The organism is Akkermansia sp. AE01SA01 (genome assembly GCF_036417395.1).
Lineage (GTDB): Bacteria > Verrucomicrobiota > Verrucomicrobiia > Verrucomicrobiales > Akkermansiaceae > Akkermansia.
Genome location: NZ_CP143890.1, coordinates 108,891 through 130,101, shown reverse-complemented (window position 1 = coordinate 130,101; position 21,211 = coordinate 108,891). Strand labels below are relative to the sequence as shown.

Here is a 21,211-nt window from a genome sequence, read left to right as displayed (position 1 = left end):
CTTACTTCCCATCACCATGCAGTACATCCAGTTTCTGGGGAATGCTCAAGCCGTACACCTCCGGTCTGTACATCAGCTCCGCCTTGGCGGACGGGGCAATGACGATGCCGGATTTGGTTACACGCGCCAAGTAACGGGCCGTAAAGCGTTCGCGGCTCCAGGAATTGGCAAAGAAGCGTACCCTGTCTTTCAGAAACTCCCGGTGCGACACCCAGGAATTCCAGTAGAACCAGCGGTCTCCCTGGCTGGCAGCCTCGTTCTCCCGGCCTCCCGGTATCTGGGAGAGCAACGCCGGATTGACGGCTTCAAAGGCGGAAGGAAGATAATCTTCCATCACCACATACGAAAGAAGGTTGGGCCCCTTGTCCACATGCAGCGTGATTCTCACGAGGTCTCCCACCGCAAATTCCACCGCAGCTTCCCATTTGCCTTCGGAATTGAGTTTCTCATACACGCGGGAAACGGCAAACCCCTTGTTGACGGCGGCGCCGTCTTCCTGAGTCTTGCTGCGCCCGTGAGCCTCCGCAATGCCGTACACGGTGGAACCGGCATCAGGAAGGCTCAGCACGGCCTTTTCCCCCACTGCCGTACGGAATTGCGCGGGGGAAGCCAGGGAGCATGTTCCGCTCGTCACCTGTGCCCCGCGGTCCACCCGGAAGGGGGCGGAAACGGAAGACTCTTTCACCCCTTTGAGATACTCGCCCAGCAACATGATGTCCCATCCGGAAGACCAGGTCGTGTACAGGGGCCTTTCTCCAAAGGAGCGGGACGTCCTGTCCATGATCAACCGGGCCAGGCGAATCCGCGCGGCGGCATTATCGGAAGCCAGGGACATGTCCGCCAGGCTCCTTAAAAGCTGGACATGGGACGGTTCCTTTTTCTCCGGTTCCGTACTTATCAGACGGCGCCCCAGCGTTTCGGTATCCGGACGGGAAGACAAGGCCACGGCCAAAGCCAGATACATCCGGTTTTCCGGACTCCATTCACCGGACCTGTCCAGCAGGCGGTTCAGCAGGGAATCAGGCATGCGCTTTGCCCGTGCCAGAACCCATGCCCCCAGCAAATTCCCCCGGGGATTATTGGACAGGCTCCTTGCCAGATAACCGTATAACTTGTCCAGGGGCTTCTCCGGAACGTCAATCCCGCTTTCCCGTGCCAGGGTAAGCACCAGGGCGGCATACGGGCAGTACTCGCTCACCGAAGTTCCGCCCTGCCAATAGGCCAGGCCCCCGTCGGGAAGCTGGTTTCTCAGAATTTTCCGGATGCCTCCCCGCAGGGCCTTGTTGCGTTCTTCCTTCGTCTTTCCTTTGAAGCCGGGCAGATACTTGGCCAGCAGCGGTTCGTAAATCCAGGGCAAGGTGGATGAAGAAAGCTGTTCCAGGCAGCCGTAGGGATAACGCAGCAGGAAATTCACGCTTCCGTCCGCATAAATAAGCGGCGATGTGCTGAGAGTGACCTGTACGGGCGTGCCCGGCAGGAAAGGCGTAGACAGCATGCCGGGAACATCCAGCGTGCTACCGGAGGAAAGGGAGAAACAGCGCAACTCACGCAAATCCGGGAAGGGAGGAACCACCTCAAACGTATTGGCTGCGGCATCCCGCAGCAGGGAGTAAACACCGGAGGAATACGGCACTCCTTCCGCATCCGCGGCACGGATTTCCCATATCAGCCGGGCCTTTCCGGACTTATTGAATTTAACATTGAAAATCAGTGTTTTCGGCTGATTCCCCTCCAGCACCAGCGTCTGGGTGGGCTGGGGAACAGCGGCAATATCATTGGACTTCAGCGTTACCGTCCACTTCCCTTTCCTGGTACCCGTCTGGCTGACAGTCACCGGAATATTCAGGGAATCCCCTACTGTGGCGGTGAAAGGAGGAGCAGGTTCCAGCATGATGGGCTTGTTTACCACATAGGCCCCTTCCCCGTTGCCAAAGTCGGACTTCCCCGCCAGAACGACGGCCATGACCCGGTAGCGGGTCAACGTGTCCGGATTCCTGTAGGAAGCCTTGAAACGTCCCTGTTCATCCGTCCGGATGGAGGAAAGCCAGACCGCGCAAGGGTTGAAATCCTCCCTTAAATACACCGCCTGCTGCGCCGCAGCGTTCATGGGTGAACCGAAAACGCCGTCCCCACCTCCGATGAACATGCCCTTGTTATCCGTGGAACGGCTTCCCCAGTCCTCATCCAGAATTTGCTCCAGCGTCGTCCAGGTACCCACTGACAAGGGACGGTCCGCATAAAAATACCGGATGGGCTGCGGCGTCCGGTAACCGATGACTTGAAGGGTGCCTTCATCTTCCGCAAACAGGCATACGTCCGCATTGCGGACAGGCTTGCCGCGGTGGTCCGTGACCACGCCGCTGACTGTGGCGATGGAGCCCGGCAGGGACATGCCGGCGGGAACCTTCATCTCCACATTCAGCATATTGTCTGCCGGCTGCACCTTCAGCGCGGCATATCCCAGCTTCAACTGGGGATTCTGAACCTTGCGGTTGCTTAAATCCGCCCCCTTGACCAGGAAAACGGACACATAAACATTCGGAGCATCCATGCTCTCCAGCGGAATTTCTATAACGGGATTGTCCAGCGTCAGCGTCCTGGTAAAGCTCCGCAGCACCTTCTCGCGTTCCACCGTCACGATGACCTCTCCTTCAATGGGCGTCTGGACCAGCAGACGCGCCGTATCTCCCGGCTTGTACAGTTGTTTGTCCGGAATGATCTTCACTTTCAAGCCGTCATGATATTCCCACGGAGAAACGTCGCTGCCGTACACCCAGTACTTCACGGCAGTCCGGAATTCCCGGCCTTCCGGATCACGTCCGGACAGCGTCACCTCATAAATGCCATCCTGCGTTGTAGGAATGGATACGGGCTTGCCGCCTTCCTGAAGATTGGCGGAATCCGACGGAGCGAGAACCAGTTCCTTCTTCTCAACGGTGCTTGTCAATGGTTCGTTGCGCACGGTAGTGGTATGGTCTCCATCATAACGCGTGGACTGGAAGGCGGTGCGGGTTACTTCCAAATTCAACGGCAAATCCCCTCCGGCGTAAGGCTTGCCGTCCAGACCCACGGCAATCAGCCGCAAATCCAGCGGCGTACCCTGGCGGCAGATGGAGGAAATATTCTTTACGCCCACGAATACGGAGGCTGGATTCCACGTGGCATTGCGCGCAGCCTTGATCAACTGTTCATTCCCGTTGGTAACGGAAGCGGTCAGTATCAATTTCCGGACGCGCGGAAAAGCCTGCCCGTCCAGGGAAAACTCCACGGCATTCTTCCCGTTCGCGTCCAGAACAGCGGACTGCTGCTGCATGCCTGACGAGGGACTTCCGCCGGAATAACCGTAATAAGCATCCCAATACCCATAATCCTCATTCCGGTAATCACCGAAACGGTAATCCTTGTATCCTGCCGGATAAAAATTGGAAAAAATGCTGCGCAGCCCCCAGTTCACCTTCCCTCCGGAAACGGGCGTTCCGGTGAAATTCGTGGCTTTCACGTCGGCCTTCAACACCTTGTCGCCGGGTTTGAGGTCATGAATCACGGATTCCACTTCAAACTCATTGCGCTTGAACTCCGCCACCTCTACGGAATAGCGGAACTCCCGGTTCTTCCGGTTGAACTCCCTGCGGTAATAGCGGTTGCTGTCGTACTCGCCGTCGTTGTCTTCATCGGAATCTTCCTCCGCATCTCCTTTCAACCGCAATTTGGCGGTAATGGAATACATCCCCGTTTCCCCTTCCGGGAAGTTGAAATCCAGATCAAACGTACCTGCATCCGACGGTTTCACCTGCCTGACGGCAACTTCACGCTGCCGGCCGTCCCTGATCGTCAGCTGCACCTCTTCCACGGGCGTCACGCTGAGCTTGTTATCCAGCAGGGTACGCATGATCCCCTTCAAATGCATTGTCTCCGTCGGACGGTACAGATTCCTGTCCGAGAACATGAACACCTTGTTCTCCGCCGTGGTGGCGGGATTCAGGCCAAGTTCATTCCACCAGTAAGGCAGCGTCTCCACGTCAAAAGACCACAGCCCCACGCGGCCGTTCCAATCCTTCAAGGGGCTCAGGTAACTGTCCGCTCCGGACCGGACGCGCAAATAGGCGGCCTTTCCGCTCATGGGCAGGCGTACCGTGCCCTTCTCCACGGAGGCGGATGCAAGAAGACTGCCGTCCGCATCCAGAAGCTGTGCTTCCGCCTTTTCCGTCGCCTTGCCCGTAGCCAGAGAATATACGTACACGAACATGTCATCCGCCGTCTTCTTGTGCAGGACGCCCAGGTCCGTCACCTGCACGACAGCCTGTACGGCGTAGGCTGCCTGCTTCTCCTTGTTGAATTCCTTCCTGGTCCCGTCCGGTCCCGGCACGCCGAAAAGCTTGTATGCCGCCAATACCGGATCGCTCACCTGCCCTTCCACCTCAATGAAGTACATGCCCGGGTCCGCCTTCCCGCCGAAAAGCTCGTCCAATCCGATCACGGCTTCCGTCTTGCCGCGCACATCCACCTTCATCACTTCCTTTCTGTCTGCGGAAAGGAGTTCGGCAGGAAGAAAATGCCTGTCGTCCTTGTCCGTGACGGTACGCGGCAGCGGAGCCGCCTGGTCCCGTTCGTAAATCTTCTTGTAGGCTGTGAGCGTCCGGTGCTGCGCATCTTCACGAATGCGGTAGCCGCGTACGGTCAAATCCTTCAAATTGCTGACGGAAGCCTTCAATTTGCGCGCCCCGGCAGACATGATGCCGTTATTCCCCGCATCCAGAAACAGGGAGGGATTTTCCGGGCGCACTTCCACATGGGAGCCGGCATTTGTGCCTTCCAGCCTCTGGCCGTCCACGGAACGGACGTTTTTCCACCTCCACTTCAAATTAAAGACGGGATTGCTTCCGCATACCAGCACGGGCAGGGAACCGTACCAATCCGGCCGCACAAGCTTCACCTTTGCCAGACGTTCACGATCCGGGCGTATCACTACCTCTTGATTCTGTCCCGTAGCCTCATTCTCCACCATGGCGGTAAAGCCGCGAACCTTTTCGTCATAAGGCATGGGGTTGTTATTTTTCCCGATGAAAAACTCGGCATGGTCACGGAAAAATTGATCCACATTCTCTATCTTTACCGGCTGCGTCCATTTCATGGTCAGACGACCTTCCTGATCTGACACCGTGCCATAATACGCGGAACAGGAAAATTTGGCCACCTTGCCCAGTCTTTCATCCCACTTCTCAGACTGTTTGCCCTGCGGAGAGGCCTCTCCAATGTCCGGAATGACAAAATAATAAGTGCTGCCATAAGAAAACAGGGTTTCCGGTTCTACTACGTACACGCCTGGAACGGGCGTATCGTCCGGCTTGCCCTGAAACTCCCTGCCCTGCACCCGGTACCTTACGCGGTACGCCTCCGCCTCCCGCACCTCCTTCAAAAGCGCCGGCCTCATTCTGGAAGCAATCGTATGGGGTTCCACGCCGGCTTTCTTCTGCTCATCCGTCAAAACCGTGGTAAAATAAGTTTTATTCAGCAGGGCTTCTTCTCCAGGAACGTAATCGGGGAGCACCAGGAAAAAACTCTCCCAAGGATAAATTTCATCATTCCTCCAATAACGGCTTGTGGATTCCAGATCGGCATTCAACTTCCTGCGCCCTGTCAGGCGGACGGCGTCCTCCGGAATGGGGGAGCCGTCCTGAAAACGCGCTCCTTCCTCCGGTTTCCATTCATAACTGGCCCTGAAATGGATGATATCCTGCGGACGGCACTCCAAAACATTCGGGGCAATCCATTTGGAAGAAAACTTCAAGTCTGGAGAAACACTCAGCAAGCCCGGCTTCAACGGCTTGCCAACCTCGGAGGACGCCACCACGGCCTTGTCAAACACAAGCTGGAAGGGCTGTCCCGTCGCCAAATGGGAAGGAACGGAAGAGGGATAGCGCACCGTTGTGGCGGCAAGAGAGGAGGCGATACTGCAAATACTTAATAGGCAGGCAGCAATAAAAAAATGAGGTTTCATGCAGGGAGGGGATTCTATACACTCCATCTTCTCCCCCTTTTAGGTTCTCAAGACAAGAAGAAAATCCGTGAATGGCAAAAAACACATGCAGCAAAGCAGGAGCTATTTGTTGGATGACATCGGCCCCTTGTTCCGCTCTCGTGAAAGCCCCTCTTAAAGCACGTTGAAAATTGCTAGTTCAATATCAATTAAACGGGAGATTTTACAATTAACTCAATTCACACAATTTCCACATTGTTCAAAAATGTGCTGATAAGAAAAAACCGTTTCCCTGGTGTCCCTTCTTCCAAGAACCTGAATATTCACACGTAAACGTATAAGGCGTGGAAACCATTGTGGCGCAAATTATTACCACAATCATTCAAGGTAAGTTGCCTGTAACATTCTCTCCCTTTTCTCTCTTGTACGGTTGAATAAAACAACTAACTCTGATCCTGATTTTTACATTTTACAAATCATTTGAACCAACCTGATTTACAAGACAATGAATAATACCCAAATTACCCTGGAACCCCGCTATCCCTTCGTTCCCATGTTCGCCAACGGACTCCCGCAGGCCGACTTCTACGTCAACGGCATCACCGCCCCCGTTCTCATCTCACCACGTTCCGCTTCCGGCGACACCCGGCACGAATGGACCGGGTACCTCAAGATCATGAAACGCGGTACCTATTTCCTCTCCCTGGACGCCGATTCCTCCATCTCCCTGGCCATCCCATTCAAGAATGTAGAGTTCACGAAGGAAGCAAAGGACCTTTCCGTGAAGCCGGAGAGCGTCGTGCTGGAACAGGGGTATTACTGGTGCCGAATCGTCCATGAGCACCATGCCGCCCTGGGCTCCGGACAGGAGTTCTGCATTGCCGTTCTTTCCGACAAGGCGGAGGCGCCCGATATTAATTCCTACCTCGACCCTAATGTAACTCCTCCGGACAGGGAAGGAGAGGAAGTCATCACCCTGGTCAATCTTTATCGGGACGAGGAAGAGGAGACCACCTCCAGCAGCTCTTCGGAAGGGGGAGGGTTTGATTTTGGGTTTGATCCCAAGTCAAGCAGCTCCAGTTCCAGCTCCAGCTCCAGCTCCAGTTCCAGCTCCAGTTCCAGTTCCAGTTCCAGCTCCAGCTCCAGCTCCAGCTCCAGCTCCAGTTCCAGCTCCAGTTCCAGTTCCAGTTCCAGTTCCAGCTCCAGCTCCAGCTCCAGCTCCAGCTCCAGTTCCAGCTCCAGTTCCAGCTCCAGCTCCAGCTCCAGCTCCAGTTCCAGTTCCAGTTCCAGTTCCAGTTCCAGCTCCAGCTCCAGCTCCAGCAGCAATTCCTCTTCCTCCTCCAGCGGACCGGAAGAAGAAGGCTGCCCATGCCCCTGTTCCTGCAAATGCGAGGAAGAAAGCGCTCAATCCGAGTGTGACAAGAATGGAGGACCCAACTCTGCCGGAGGCCACTCCTTCGGCGGCAACCCGGATGATGCCGACGACTGTGAAGGCATGCTGGAAGTCGGCGGGGAAAACTCCGGAGGCGGGGGTGAAGGAGGCGGCGCAGCTTCCTTCAGTTTCCGGGCCAATCCTCAATGCTCCATTGGACTGCGCTACAAGCATCCCCTCGAATGGACCTGCTCCTGGGACTCCGCTTCCCGCCAGGCAACTGTCAAGCGCCCAACCGGCAGCTCCATCTCTTTCCGCGCCGCCGCCGGAAGCGCCGACGCTCCCGTTTCCGGAGGCTCACGCAAACTCAACTACAGGGTCCGGCTGCTCAACCGGGACAAGTCTCCCTGCACTGACGGAAATCCCATTTATCTGGACATGGTCCAGAGCAATGGAAGTACCCTGCGCTTCTCGGCTTCCACCGGCAAGGTTGTCTCCCTGATTTCTTCTTCCGGGGTGGAAACCACGGCGGAAGCCTATGCTGCCAAACTCCAGGTCAACCGCCATCCCTCCACCGGCGCCATCCAAAGCATCTGGTCCCAGTCGCAGGGTCTTCTCCAGGCAGTGCCTGAAGGCAACAAACTCACCCTGGAGTGGTACTCCCCCTCCCAGGTGAACAAAACCGCCCGGAGCGTAACTGCTTCCGGGACTCCCTACAAGACGGTCAGCTATGAAAATACTGTCAAGGATGGAGAACCCGTGATGCTCATCACCGAGCAGAGGCAGGGCATGCCCGCCTTCCGCACGGAGCGGAAAGTGGAAGGCAACCATGTAACTATCACCCAGGGTGAAGGGGACGAGCGCATCGTACGGCGGATTGAGCGCAATTTCCTGCCCGGCGGCAAATGGGAAATGATTGAGAGCTACCGCAAGATCAACGAGGAAACGCCCGTATCCTGCGTACGCACCGTCCAGAAGAGCACGGACGGAGGCTGGCTGACCATCAGCAGCACGGAGGGCTACGATACTCCTCTGGCCCAAACAACACTCTACACGTACAACGACCAGTTCCGCGTGTCATTGGAAATCAAGCCCGACGGAGGCTACACGCGCTATGAGTACGACGACCAGGGCCGGGTGGTTCTGGAAGCAACACCGTGGGCAGGAGGAGGAGAAAAAGGAACACGTACCACCTATGCCGACCTGCGTTTCAATGATTTCAGGCCGGCAACGGAGAAAGAGGTGATCATTGCCCAGGACGGAACCGAAACCGTTCTGCGGACAAAAACATACACCTATGAAGACAGCCCCGAAGTCAACCGCACGACAGTGACCGAAACAGCTTTGGGCTCCGACCAGGTTCACACAAGCATCTCGGAGACTTATGGAGAAGCAGCACAATATCCTTATGCCCGGGGAAGACAGAAGATGAGCCAGGGCATAGACGGCGTTCAAACCGTCTATACCTATGAAGCCTCCTCAGAATACAGAGCTATTCACAAGGTGACCTCAACTGTCCAGGCAAAGGGGAGCATTGTTCCCGGTCAAAGTACCAGAACCGTGCAATACGTCGCTGAAAATGGCACCATCACCAGACAGGAGCAATACGTCCACACAGGTGAAAATTGGTCTTTAATTACTTCGGAAGACTACGAATACGACGTTGAGCTTAACTGCATCAAAACAACGAAGGGAAACAGACGCATTCAAAAGACGGAATGGATGTGCTGCGGTCCGCTGAAGGAAACCGATGAAGACGAAGTGGTCACCAGCTACGGCTACAACACTGCCAAGCAACTGGTGGAAACCATCCGATCGGCTACGAAAACCACTCCGGAAACCATCACTTCCTACACGAGAGATGCCTCCGGAAGAATCATTTCCACACGAAAGGATGTCGGGGCCATGACCACGGTTGAAAGTACCCAGTACGACGACTTGGGCAGGGTTGTTTCCACAACCGATATCCTCGGACGTGTGACCAGGACTCAATACAGCGACAACCAGCTCACCACCACTGTAATCACTCCTTCAGGAGCTGCCTTGGTAACGAAGAAGTACTACGATGGCAGTATTGTCTGGACGGGTGGAACAGGACAGCAGGAAATGGAAACCCAGCTTGAGTTGACACAGGAAGGCATTCTTACCACAACCCTGTCCCAGGGAGTCGTTCTTTCACGTTCTCTGTCTAATGGTTTCGGAGAAACCATCCGGCAGGAGCATCCCAATACTCGGGGGGGATTTATTGTCACCAGTAACACTTATAATAGCAAAGGGCAGCGCATACGTACCCAGACAGAAGACATGGCTCCCACCTTAACGGAATACAATGAACTGGGCCAAACTGTAAAACAGACTGTTCTTCTGGATCAATTGCATCCGGGTGATCCTGCTAAAAACAGGATATCGGAAAGTTCCTCCTGCTACCAGATACGGGAAGACGGTATTTATCAGGTACAAACCTCCATAACTTATAATGCCGAGGGGCTGCCTCTGACCCAAACTGCAGAAACCATGGTCTCTCAACTGGACCCTGTACTGGAAAGCAAAGCTCTTTCCTTCGATGTGTACGGTCAGCAGAGTGTTCAATGGACGGAATACACCGCTCCCTCCAAGCGTACCCAGTTCAGTCGCATTCCCACTTCGGATATTGTTGCTGAATCCCTTGTAGTGGATGGATTTACCATAAGCCAAACCAATTATGCAGGAATCCACTCTTCACAGGAACGGTCCTATGCCTCCACAGGAATGATGCTGAAGCAAACCGATGCCAGGGGCAATGTCACTGCCATCGAAACCGACCTGGCCGAACGCGCCATCAGGACAACCGACGCACAAGGCAATATCACTTCCACTGCCTACTCCCCCTGCTGTGACGCCCCTGCCTGCATCACCAACGCCCTGGGAGGCACCATCTGTTATTGCTATGATATCCGCGGCCGGAAAACGGCCGAATACGGGGCTGCCATACAGCCCTCCTGCTTCGCTTATGATGAGAGTAATCACATGATTGCCCTGACCACCTTCCGGGCAGATGAAGGCGATATTACCACCGATCCTTCCAGCCGCACCGACGGAGACACCACCAGGTGGCTCTACGATGCAGCCACGGGATTGGAACTCAAGAAAACCTATGCCGACGGCTCCTGTGTTTCCAAAACCTACGACAGGCTCAACCGCCTGGAAACACTCACCAAAGCCAGGGGCATTGTGACAACTTATCAGTACGCTCCGGCCACCGGGGAATTAGTCTCCGTCTCTCACAGCGACAACACCCAGCCATGGCTCTACTCCTACAACCACTTGGGGGAGATGATATCTGTTTCTGACGCCTCAGGAATCCGGGAATTCTGCTATGACGCCTATGGGAGAATCCGGCAGGATAATTCCTTTGGAACTGCGGAAAGCTGCATCCAGGAAGAATACGATGCCTTCGGGCGTCCCTGCGGATACCGCCTGATGATCGGTACCCGCACCGTGCAGCACTCCCATCTTGACTATGATCACAAAGGTACCATGGTAAGAATAAATGTGGAAGGACTGGATGCTCCCTTTATGTGGGAGTATGATGAAACCAGCGGCTTCCTCAACCAGTTGTCTTACCCCAATGGCATGGTCCGCAAGAATATCTATCATCCCAGCCTCAACCTCATGGCCTCCGTCAACTATGAAGATGCTGGGGATGGCGGCATATTGGCCGGACATGGTTACCAGTACGATGAATTGATGCGCCCGACCCAACGCCGAGATTCCTGGGATACCGCTACACCGACAATAACAAGGTACTTCACTTATAATAGTAGAAGTGAACTTATCAATGATGAACTCCAGCAAAGAGGCAACTTTGCCTACCAGTACGACAACATCGGCAACCGAAAAATAGCGCAAGAACTGGAAGAAGTATCTTACGACACCAATCGGCTTAACCAGTACAGGAACATCGTCAGAGCAGGAACTCCCTTCCAGCCTGTCTATGATGTGGACGGTAACCAAACCAGGATTAAAACCTCAACAGGAATCTGGAACGTTTGTTATGATGCCAATGACAGGCCTGTTTCCTTCACCAGCGAAGATGGCCGCACCGTCGTGGCCTGCGGCTATGACTATCAAGGACGCCGCTTTGAGAAAAAAGTACTTACCAACGGAACAGCTGTCAGCCATACTTATTACCTCTATCGGGGCTACCTGCAGGTGGCGGAACTAAATCTGATGCATCCCCGGCCAGTACTGGAAAAGAGTTACCTTTGGGATCCGACGCAGCCCATAGCCACGCGCATCCTGATGATGACATGCTGGAAAGAGAAAGGGATGGAAGTAAAAGAGAACCTCTGCTTCATGCATGATGCATTGAAAAACGTCACTTCCATTTTCAATGAGCATCAAACACGAGAAGCTCGCTACGAGTATACCCCCTTTGGAAAGCTCCTGACAGCGGAAGGGAATATCGCCCATTCCAACAAGTTCTGTTTTTCCTGCGAGTATGTGGATCATGAATTGGGACTCATCTATTACAATTACAGGTATCTCAACCCCGCTGATGGCCGATGGATCAATCGCGATCCCATCCAAGAACAAAGTAAATGGAACTTATATGGAATTGCGGGTAATAATCATATTCATAATTTTGACTTTTTAGGATTAAAAGTAATTGAATGGGAATTAGGAGATGTTAAAGAAATAGTTAAAAATAGATATGATTTTCATTTTAGAGACCCAGAAAAAGAATATATAGAAGACACTCAAATTCTTGTCCAATTTGACACGAGTATATATCAACTTCGCAATATATTTGTAGCAGCCGTAGGAGGACCTAGTTTGTTGAATTCAAATCCAGATGTCTTGAAAATATACGTTCATTATATGGCAGGTCGTGGAACTGATTATACATTTGATCCAAAAAAATTACCAAGAAAACCTGAAATGACTGCTATTCGACAGGCTATTCTTTTCGTGAAGCAAGATCCTAAAAATAGATGTAATAAAAACATTCGAATGAAAAACTGGGGTTCCAGTCACGCTGAAGAAAATGGTTTGGCATATGTTTTAGGAGATTACAGATATATTGTAGGAGGTATTGTCGACGATAATTTTAAAATGAAATATTCATTATATATACATGACATTTATGATTTTAATTTTCTCCCTCTCAATAAAAATAGTACATGGAGAGAAAAACTGGGGAAATGTTTCAGGAATACAGCCTGCTTTCTTGGAGGAAGAATTCCTGAATATATTTTTAATGCAAAAACTTTCATTGTGAAAGGCGTAAAAGAAGCTGAATACGACTCTTTATCGGACCAATAAATATAAAAAATATCGGAATTATGCAATGATCTTGTAACGTCATTTTTCTTCTCTGCCAACGGTATTAGAATGGCAGCTACAGAAGATTAAGGTTGTTTATCAATGATTGGAGATGAGTGAGCCAGGGAGATTAGGCGGAGCAAGATTAAAGTATATAATTCTGAAAAATATTGTGACTTAGATCATAAAGATCGCATTATTCACAAAAATTTAATAACGTAGTAGCGAGGTATCAAAATGACCAATCATGGTTAAAAAATGGCGCCTCATACAAATAAGGCGTGGACGGCAACGTTTGCTTTAAGCATAGATTTAGGTAAAGGAACTATCTGCTCTCTGCTTTAGCAACAATTTACAGGGAAGGCAGATTTAAACGAAAAAGAATTTTGGGAAATACAGTTTATCATCAATATTCTTCTCAGGAATCGCTAAACTAGGGAGTAGGAGGAATATCAATCAGACAAGTTGACAACAGCTTTGGATTTTATAGAGATATGCATGCAGGATAAGACTTGAGCCAATGGCTGATAGATGAAAAATATTCAAGAAACTGACTTTTACCTTATTACTTTGAACATCAGATTATGATAAATACAAAATCAGAATATGATTAAATATATATTATATCTTTTCTATTTCTCCATATGCTCGATATGGGCTGCAGAACTCAATACATTAGGTGATATACAAATTCGAGAAGAAGAAAATTCACAACCTTTTAGACTGGTCCTCGACGATTTCTACGATTGGAAAAATGATTTTTTCAACCCCGCCGAAAAGGAAAGTAATGTCTATAGCCTCCTCGACAATGCAAATATTCCTGTAAATAAAATTGTAGAAAACCTCCAATCTCTGGAGAAAACAGGAAACGATTGCGCGGCTCGTGCCTTGGCCGGCATCTATTTACAAGGAACACAAGTCCCATATAACCGTGTTGAAGCCCTCAAAATCCTGCAAAAGCAGCAATACGGGGAGACAAGATCGCCAAACGAATCACAGGACAACTGCTTCTCGACCCCCAATATACGGATTATCCCCCCCAACTTGCATTTTCCTATTTACAGGAAGCAAAAGAAGGGGGAGATGAAGAAGCCGGTGCTTTTCTTGCTGTCACACGCATCTTAGGTCTTCATCCCCAGAAAAATTCTATAGCAGGACTTCAGGAGCTAACAGCACTGTCCAAGAAAGGGAATCCATTGGCCCGGATGTACCTGCTTCTTACAAACAGAGCTCTTCTCATGCAAGTGGGAAAAGACACGGAAAAGATGGATGCAGAAATGAACCAACTGGCTTCCTCATCCTCCCGCCTGACTTATATTGCAGCTCTGAACCAGAGCGGCGAACGCCGGAAGGAGTGCCTGGAAAAGCTTGCAAAGGCCAATCATCCCCTTGGAATAATTTTAAAAGCCAAATATTATATAGAAGAAGGGGATTGGAACATGGGGGCTTTCATGCTGTCCAAGCCACCTGTCGACAAAATACCGGAAGCTCAAAATCAATTGGGAGGATTTCTATTTCTCTGCTTCATGAATCAACCCGACCCGGATCTTAAAGAACATCTGGGCAGGGAATTTATCTCTTTGTTTCAAGCCGCTTCCGTTCAGCATCATCAGAGATCAGAATATAGACTTGCTTCCTTACTAATATTTGCAGGGCCATCTTTCATCAAAAACTATTCAGACCAGGAAAAATTGTGGATGCTTGAAATTTTAAAACGAGCAGCTCGTACAGGTGACGCCGAGGCCCTGAACAATTATGGTTACCAGTACCTGATAGGTTTTTATACAAAGAAGGATTTGAAAGAAGGCGAAAAATGGCTGTTAAAATCAACTGAAAAAAATTATGCCCCTGCTTTAACGAATCTGGCATTACTTTATTCAGGAGAATTAAATGACGAGGCAGGAGAAGCCATCCTCATTGATTACGAAAAATCAATAGAATTATTGGAAAGAGCAAAAAAATTGGGGGATGCTGACGCGCAAAGGCAAATCGACTATCTCAAAGAAATTTCTCTCAAACAGAATAAGGAAATATCTGAAAATTAACAAAATCAGAATCTTAACATACTTGCCAATCAGATCATTTTATTCATAAATATCCTTTAATATCATGTATTGATAGAAATAGGCATAGCGGTAAAATGCACAGACTCAGAAAGCTGGTCTTGATTTCCATTGTCCATCGCGTAGCGGAAAAACCAGGTAAGATGGTAATATAGAAGGCGAACATGAATGAAGTTTGTCTTCTTTATAAAATGACCTGTAATGAACCTCATATACATCACAATATTAATTACATACATTTATACAACTGCATGCGATGAAGGCAATAACGTGCCACTCTTAACTTTGGAAGAGCGTTCCAGGAACCTTCCTGAAACAGGAACGGCATTACACAATCATTCGGAGCTCCACAGTTTTCCCTCATCCTCTAAAATCTGGATTGACAAGGAGCTCACGACTCTGGAAGAACATAACATAAGTTCCAGCCGTCTCGGGTATTCCATACGAACCAAGTATCCTGAAATTCAGAAGAAAGTGAAAGGAGTTTTTGCTCACTCGCAGAACCGTATCTTCCTGCCGGGAAAGCACATTGAATTAAAAATAAGACCGCAAGATAGTGACAATTCCAAAGAGCAGATTGATCGTATTTTAAAAAGAATCAATTCAGTCTACCAATTGTTGAATTATCCGAGAATTTATCCGAATGATATAGAAGCATGTTGGCAAGATACGGAGTGGAAAGAAAAAGAAGGAATGCCGTATGACCGATATAGTATTAATGCCTTGATTCTAAAGAACGGATTTACCTTATTCATTTTTGACCGGCGTCCTGTACTGACTGAAAAAGACATTCGCCACTGGTAAGATTTTAGAATTATCTATATTTGTTGTTTCAGAATCTTTTCCACTGTCATAAAAAGATTTTTAGTATTCCTGTCTCTAAAATTTCTAGAGAAAATATTCTTGAATAAAAATTCAAATTATACTCCCCTCATACCCTGTTTTTTATCTACCCGGCTAAATCTGTATTATGAATTATTTGAGTGCAATTTATTTAATTATTGCTTTCACCATTATAATTTATTTAAAAGGGTGGAGGAAAGGTGCATTTTTAGGAATTATTACACTTGTTTTCATGATTTTATTATCTTGGGCAGAGGATGTCCTTTTTAATGACTATACCATAATTACTGTTATTGTATTTCTTATACTGAGTTTCTTATATAAATATATAGAGAAATATATTAAGTCAAATTATATTAATAAAGCCCGTACCGAAATTCCGAATCCTCGCCGGCGTAAATTTTCAAATTCTCGACCTCAACATAAAAACCCCTATCATACATTTTCCAGGAAAAAAATAATTGCCGCAAAGGATTGCAACGGCAAAAAAAAGAATGTTCCTAATAAAAGTGATGCATAATGGCCTGAATAATTTAGAAATTACCATGGCCTTGTAATTTCATTTAAAAGCATGAGAGACAGCGACTCCTATTCATTTCTCCCAACAGCCGTCATATCGGCAGTCTTTTGACATCATGAAATAATAGCCTTAGACACCTTTCAGGGATTCATCTGTTTTTTCAAATGTTCCAGTAAACCGGAGCAGGCATCTTCCAGAAGTTTCACGACGTGTTCAAATCCTTCCCGGTCGCCATAATAGGGATCCGGTACCTCTTCATCCAGAAAATGGGTTGCGAAAAAGCACATGGGCACGATTTTTCGTTCTGCGAGCCCATTCTTGTCCATCTTCTTCAAATCGCGCAGGTTTTCCCGGTCCATACCCACAATCAGATCAAACTCTTCCAAGTCATTCTTCCGGACAGGGCGTGATTTGAGTCCTGGATTGCTGTAGCCGTATTTTTTCAAGGCTTCCAGCATTCGGGCATCGGGAGGACATCCCCGATGGTAGCCAATCATGCCGGCGGAGTCGCTTTCAATCCTTCCATCCAGCCCCTGCTTTTTTACCATGGTCTTGAAAATGATTTCCGCAGCGGGAGAACGGCAAATGTTACCCAAGCAGACGAAAAGGATACGGCAGGGTGCAGAAACATCCATCGGGAACAACTCATTTTCCATCGGCGTTTCATAACCATGCGTACTATTTAAATCAAGCTAAAACTTTCCTTATTTCAAACAAAGATAAAAACAATTCGTCTCTTTGTAAATTATATGCTAACGGATTTGCAATCCGGAGTCAAGCTACAGTTCTAAGGAAAAAACATTTGAGATAATTTTCTCTCTTATTTGTACGAATTCCATATTACGGAGGAATGGGGTCTTTCTAGTTTGGAATTAAATTAATCCTCAAGTGCAATACAGAAGAAATTTTTTCATTTTTCTTTAGATTTTATGATAATAAATCACTTATTATTAATAATATATGAATATTATTGATGATGAAATGCATCATAAATATGGCGAATCATAAGATGTCACCTCAATTGATGAAGGATTCGATGATTCTTATAAAAATGCCAGCCGGATTGCAAATCCGTTAGCATTTCTCCCGCTTCACAAATTTTATTCCATTGTCGAAACAAGAATAGGGTCCTTCCATATTCACTAACTGTCAGTTTAAACTCACCTTATGAATGCTCTCATCGGTCATACAGGTTTTGTTGGAAGCAATCTCCGGGAGCAGCACGAGTTCGATGTATTCTTTAATTCCCGGAATATTGAAGAAATTAAAGGTGGGGAATTTGACCTGCTCGTATGCGCCGGAGTAAATGCCGTCAAATGGTATGCCAATTTACACCCGGAGGAAGACAAGGCGGCCATTCAAATACTGATGGACTGCCTTTCTACGGTAAAAGCCAAACACTTCATTCTCATTTCCACGATTGATGTGTATTCCTCCTTCATTCCCTCTCCGGATGAATCTTCAATTCCTGACAAAACACGCCAGGACGCCTACGGAAAAAACCGCTACCAGCTCGAATGCTGGGTGAGAAAACATTTCCCCTCTTCATTAATCGTTCGCCTTCCGGCCCTCTTCGCCAACGGGTTAAAGAAAAACTTCATCTTTGATTTGATGCATCCTCTTCCCAGCATGATTTCCGCCGGCAAATGGATGGAGCTGGTATCTTCCCTTAAGGACGAAGAGGTAAAACGGCTGGAAGCTGTCTATGAGGAAGAAGGGGACCACAACCATATCATCAACAGAGAATCTCCGGCCACTAAACAAAAAGCGGCTCTCGATATACTCAAAAGATCCAATTTCACGGCATGGCACCTTACAGACAGCCGCAGTGTCTTTCCTTTTCTGGATATTTCAGATATCTGGCCATTAATCAAACGCGGTCTGGCAGAAGATTGGAAGATACTTAACATGGCCGTCGAACCACTTTCCTGTGCAGAAGTGGCGGAGGAATGTCTGGGACTTACCCTGCACAATCACATTCCCGGAAAAAAACCTGTTTACTATAACATGAAAAGCCGCCATGTGGAAGGAGGTTACTTTCAAGACCGTGAAAACGTTCTGAGGAGGCTGAAAGCCTTCCTTCATCAGCAGGCGGAACGCGTCCGCAACACAAAAGGAGGAATCGCATGAAACTGGCGGTCTCCAATATAGCGTGGAAGGAGCAGCACGATGAGGCGGTTTATACCCTTATGAGACATTACGGCTTCACTGGGCTGGAGATTGCACCAACCCGTTTTTTCCCTGAAGTCCCCTACTCCCATCTTATTCCGATGCAAAAACTTGCTGCCCGGCTGCGGGAGCACGGATTTACTTTGCCAAGCATGCAGTCATTACTCGCAGGGCATCCGGAACTACGATTGTTTGAAGGAACAGAAAAACGGGAGGCACTGCTTGCCTACCTCAAACAGGCCGTACTTTTTGCTGAAGCAGGGGGTATCCGCAACCTTGTCTTCGGCAGTCCTAAAAATAGAATTTCCCACAATGAAAAAGACTGGGAAACTGCTATTGATTTTTTCACTAAGCTGGCCCATTTCGCTTCAGCCCATGGGTGCGTGATCGGCATGGAACCTAACCCGGGCATTTATGGTGGCAACTTCGTAACCTCCGTAAAAGAAGCCATTCATCTCTGCCAGGCAATCGCACATTCCGGCTTTAAATTGAATTTGGATATGGGCTGCGTAATTGCCAACGGAGAACTGCTCAGCCTGGTCGCGGATAAGGTTCATATGATTAGCCATGTTCATCTCAGCGAACCCATGCTTGCTCCCCTTACTCCGCGTAAAAGACTGCTGACAGATTTAAAGCGAATTCTGGAAGATGGGGGATACGAGCACTTTGTTTCCATTGAAATGAGTTGCCCGGCAAAAGGAGATCCTATCCAGAACATGGAAAATAGCCTCTCTCTTGTTGCCGGTATCTGGAACCAGACCCCATGAAAAAAGACATATACGACAGTATCATCATCGGAGGAGGGTTTTACGGGCTTTATATTGCTGATTTTATTGCCTCTCAGGGCAAGAGAGTACTGTTGTGCGAGTACGAAGACTCATGCATGACTCATGCCAGTTACAATAACCAGGCTCGCATCCATTCAGGGTATCATTACCCGCGCAGTCTTCTGACCGGCATGCGTTCATGCCTTTCCTTTCCACGGTTCATCAAGGAATTCCCAGATTGCGTCATTGATGATTTTGCAAAATATTACGCCATTGGCCGGATTTTAGGTAAAGTGACGGCTCAGCAGTTTCAAAACTTCTGCCAGCACATCGGAGCTCCCTGTCAGCCGGCTCCCTCAAACATTTGCAGGTTGTTCAACTCCCATTACATTGAAGCGGTTTTCGATGCCCGGGAATTTGCTTTTGATGCCACTATTCTCCGTGACAATATTCTTCAGCGCTGCGCTTCAAATGGCGTAGAAATCTGTACAGGCACGCAGGTTCTGGAATTCCGCCAGATCGCAGAAGGAGGCTTGGAGACAGACATTACATCAAAAAAAGAAGGTGGACTTTTTACCGTTCGCTGCCGCAATCTCTATAATTGCACCTACGCCCGCATCAATAAACTGAATGCCGCCTCGAGAATCAGGCTAATTCCCCTCAAGCATGAAATGACTGAAATGGCCCTCGTCGAAGTACCGGAAGAAATTCAAAACCGGGGATTTACTGTCATGTGCGGACCATTCTTTTCCATCATGCCCTTTCCCAGTCGTCAGTTATATACCCTGAGCCATGTACGGTATACACCTCATTATGAATGGTATGATAAAGAGGAAAACGACACTTATACCGACGCCTACCGGATATTGGCTGAAGATCCAAAACACAGTTCCTACCAAGCCATGGTACATGATGCCGCCCGTTACATGCCCAGCATCGGCAAAACCGTATACCGTGATTCTCTGTGGGAGGTCAAAACCGTCCTTCCCATAAGCGAAGTAGATGACAGCCGCCCCATTCTCTTTAAATCCAATTACGCAGGCATTTCCGGCTACCACTGCATCATGGGCGGAAAAATAGACAATATCTATGACTGTATGGATTTCATCCGCCAGATTGAACGGAGCCGGCCCCTCCTCTAGCTAACATCATGAAAAAAGACATTTTCATCTCCCTTGTTTTCAATGTAACCCGTCCGATGCAAATAGAAGAATTCCTTCTTCTATCGGATTTTCTCAATGCCCGCTATACGAACTCTGAAATCGTCATCTGCGATCCGCGCCGTCTGCTCAGCCGCAGCATATCGGAAACACTTTCTACCGTTCCCAGGCTGAGATACCTTCTTTTTTCCCACCATCTTGCCGACGACATTTCTCTCGCGGCCGGCATGGAAAATGCTATTGGCGACATCGTCATTCTGGCCGACAATGAAAATTTTTCCACGGACGCACTGGAACGGGGAGTAGATATCTGCTGTCAGGGAAGCGACATCGTCTGTGGATGTGCGGATGTAAGGAAAAATACCTGCTACAGAATAGGATCATTCATCTTCCGCAAGATTTTCGGCCATATCGTCAAATATGAAATCCCCCCAAACGATACCGGTTTCCGAGTCATCAGCCGCCGGGCAGTCAATGCCGTCATGGAAGCTTTCTATTTCCATCACATGCTCTCTTACTGCCTCTTCCGCACAGGGTACCCCACCAATATTGTAGAATACGCATTGCCCGCAGCCATCAGTCGTCAGGAAGGCATTATCGACGGGTATATGAAAGGGATGAACATCATCATTTACAACTCCACGCGCCTTCTGCGGGCAGTCAACATTCTCGCATTGTTCACAAGTTTCATAGCTTTTCTCGTCGCCGTTTATTCCATTGCCATTCGCTTTTTTTCCGACCATGTTGTTGAAGGCTGGACCACGCTGATGCTTACTTTGTCCATCTTCTTCATCAGTCTTTTCCTTATTCTTACCATCCTCGGAGAATACATACTCAGGCTCGTCATCCTCAACGCCAATGCAGCCGCATACCATATCGTCCAGGAAAGACACTCCTCCGTCATGTTGGACATGCAGGCGCTCAATGTCAGGGAAGAAAGCCAAGGCAGCCATAACAATAAAGTTCAAACCGGCCGCGACCGCTAATTAACCTTCCAAGAATCAATATATCCCTCCTTACCGGCTCCGGAAAACTG

Annotated in this window: 11 protein-coding genes; 9 read left to right on the top strand and 2 right to left on the bottom strand. The window is 49.0% G+C overall.

Annotated elements, in window-relative coordinates:
• Position 1: 1 nt before the first annotated feature.
• Positions 2 to 5,998, bottom strand: a complete 5,997-nt coding sequence (locus V3C19_RS00530) for an MG2 domain-containing protein (RefSeq protein ID WP_302389244.1) — start codon at positions 5,996 to 5,998, stop codon at positions 2 to 4.
• Between the two features lie 484 nt (positions 5,999 to 6,482).
• Between V3C19_RS00530 and V3C19_RS00525 the strand changes: the two genes are divergently transcribed.
• The 5 genes from V3C19_RS00525 (at position 6,483) to V3C19_RS00505 (ending at position 16,079) form a co-directional block, all read left to right on the top strand.
• Complete coding sequence (locus V3C19_RS00525; protein WP_330937119.1) at positions 6,483 to 12,653, top strand: RHS repeat-associated core domain-containing protein; 6,171 nt, start codon at positions 6,483 to 6,485, stop codon at positions 12,651 to 12,653.
• A gap of 606 nt (positions 12,654 to 13,259) precedes the next feature.
• Complete coding sequence (locus tag V3C19_RS00520) at positions 13,260 to 13,778, top strand: hypothetical protein (protein ID WP_295931977.1); 519 nt, start codon at positions 13,260 to 13,262, stop codon at positions 13,776 to 13,778.
• 113 nt (positions 13,779 to 13,891) lie between these two features.
• A complete protein-coding gene (locus tag V3C19_RS00515) occupies positions 13,892 to 14,698 on the top strand; it encodes a hypothetical protein (RefSeq protein ID WP_295931978.1) in 807 nt (268 codons plus the stop codon).
• A 219-nt stretch (positions 14,699 to 14,917) separates the two neighbouring features.
• Entirely contained in the window at positions 14,918 to 15,520 is a 603-nt protein-coding gene (locus V3C19_RS00510; protein WP_295931990.1) for a hypothetical protein, read from the top strand.
• 166 nt (positions 15,521 to 15,686) lie between these two features.
• Entirely contained in the window at positions 15,687 to 16,079 is a 393-nt protein-coding gene (locus V3C19_RS00505; protein ID WP_295931993.1) for a hypothetical protein, read from the top strand.
• A 140-nt stretch (positions 16,080 to 16,219) separates the two neighbouring features.
• Here V3C19_RS00505 and V3C19_RS00500 read toward each other — a convergent pair whose 3' ends face one another.
• The gene (locus V3C19_RS00500) at positions 16,220 to 16,714 is read right to left on the bottom strand and encodes a low molecular weight protein-tyrosine-phosphatase (protein WP_295932155.1); all 495 of its coding nucleotides are present in this window, start codon (positions 16,712 to 16,714) and stop codon (positions 16,220 to 16,222) included.
• Between the two features lie 532 nt (positions 16,715 to 17,246).
• Here V3C19_RS00500 and V3C19_RS00495 point away from each other — a divergent pair.
• Genes V3C19_RS00495 through V3C19_RS00480 form a run of 4 tightly spaced genes read left to right on the top strand, consistent with a single transcriptional unit; the run spans position 17,247 to position 21,161 of the window.
• Positions 17,247 to 18,209, top strand: coding sequence for a hypothetical protein (locus tag V3C19_RS00495; protein ID WP_295931996.1), 963 nt, complete (start codon positions 17,247 to 17,249; stop codon positions 18,207 to 18,209).
• Positions 18,206 to 19,015: a sugar phosphate isomerase/epimerase family protein gene (locus tag V3C19_RS00490; protein WP_295931999.1), complete on the top strand. Its 810-nt coding sequence runs from the start codon at positions 18,206 to 18,208 to the stop codon at positions 19,013 to 19,015. Before V3C19_RS00495 ends, V3C19_RS00490 begins: the two co-directional genes overlap by 4 nt.
• On the top strand, positions 19,012 to 20,157 hold the full coding sequence (locus V3C19_RS00485) for an FAD-dependent oxidoreductase (RefSeq protein ID WP_295932001.1): 1,146 nt from the start codon (positions 19,012 to 19,014) through the stop codon (positions 20,155 to 20,157). The genes V3C19_RS00490 and V3C19_RS00485 overlap by 4 nt, the downstream gene beginning before the upstream one ends.
• 8 nt (positions 20,158 to 20,165) lie before the next feature.
• Positions 20,166 to 21,161: a hypothetical protein gene (locus V3C19_RS00480; protein ID WP_295932003.1), complete on the top strand. Its 996-nt coding sequence runs from the start codon at positions 20,166 to 20,168 to the stop codon at positions 21,159 to 21,161.
• Positions 21,162 to 21,211 lie beyond the last annotated feature (50 nt).